Source organism: Oleiphilus sp. HI0128, assembly GCF_001635365.1.
In genome coordinates, this window is sequence record NZ_LWGG01000937.1 from 1 (window position 1) to 952 (window position 952).

Genomic DNA, 952 nt, shown 5'->3' on the forward strand with positions numbered 1-952 from the left:
TGGCGATAAACAGGCAATAGCGAGGCGTTGTGAGTTGCTGGGGCCTTTTGATAATAGGGCTGAGTTGGAATTGGAAAAAAAGAGAGTGCTTCCGGGGACTGGTGAGGTTCAGATTGTAGGTCAAACTCTTGATAAGGCGCCCTCTTATTGGGTGTATATCGCGAAGAAAGATGTTGTTGAAGATCTAGAGCAAAGATTGCTTGAGATTAAGGTCGACACGTATAAGATTTCTTCAGGAGAATTAAGTGGGGCTTATTCTTTAGGGGTGTTTGAAAATATAGATTTGGCGCGCGGGTTAGCAAAAAAAGTAAAGAAAAGTGGTATGGCGCCAAGCATTTTCGAGAAAAAGAAGTCTGAAACGAGTTTTTGGTTGGAGTACGGGCTTGATTATGCTGCTGAAAACCAAGAGAAAATAGACGAAATTGCTGCATTGTTATCAACAGGTGCAAAGAAGAGAGAAATTTTTTGCAAAAGTGTTGCATCTGAAAAATAGTTCACTTAGTATAGCGGCCTCTCGAAATGAGGGTGTGCAGCTGGTGTAGCTCAGTCGGTAGAGCAACGCACTTGTAATGCGTAGGTCGGGGGTTCGATTCCGTCCACCAGCTCCATTTTGTTTTGAGTTCTTTAGAGTCTTTACGATTCTAGCTGGAGGGGTTCCCGAGTGGCCAAAGGGATCAGACTGTAAATCTGACGCGTAAGCTTCGGTGGTTCGAATCCACCCCCCTCCACCAGTTTTATGTGGCGGGCATCGTATAATGGCTATTACCTCAGCCTTCCAAGCTGATGATGCGGGTTCGATTCCCGCTGCCCGCTCCAAGTAATAAATTCGTTGCTCATATAGCTCAGTCGGTAGAGCGCCACCTTGGTAAGGTGGAGGTCACCGGTTCAATTCCGGTTATGAGCTCCATGAGTGTTATTGCTTGGTTTTATTGAATTTAAGTTGTGTGTGGTC

General features: G+C 45.4%; 1 protein-coding gene and 4 tRNA genes. All 5 read left to right on the top strand.

Going from position 1 to position 952, the window contains the following annotated elements; all coding sequences use genetic code 11:
• Positions 1 to 493, top strand: a 493-nt coding sequence (locus A3763_RS15270; protein ID WP_231872215.1) for a hypothetical protein, incomplete at its 5' end; no start/stop codon positions are given.
• A 39-nt stretch (positions 494 to 532) separates the two neighbouring features.
• Positions 533 to 608, top strand: a tRNA-Thr gene (locus A3763_RS15275).
• Between the two features lie 39 nt (positions 609 to 647).
• Positions 648 to 731, top strand: a tRNA-Tyr gene (locus tag A3763_RS15280).
• A 10-nt stretch (positions 732 to 741) separates the two neighbouring features.
• Positions 742 to 816, top strand: a tRNA-Gly gene (locus tag A3763_RS15285).
• A gap of 15 nt (positions 817 to 831) precedes the next feature.
• Positions 832 to 907: transfer RNA gene (locus A3763_RS15290), tRNA-Thr, on the top strand.
• Positions 908 to 952 lie beyond the last annotated feature (45 nt).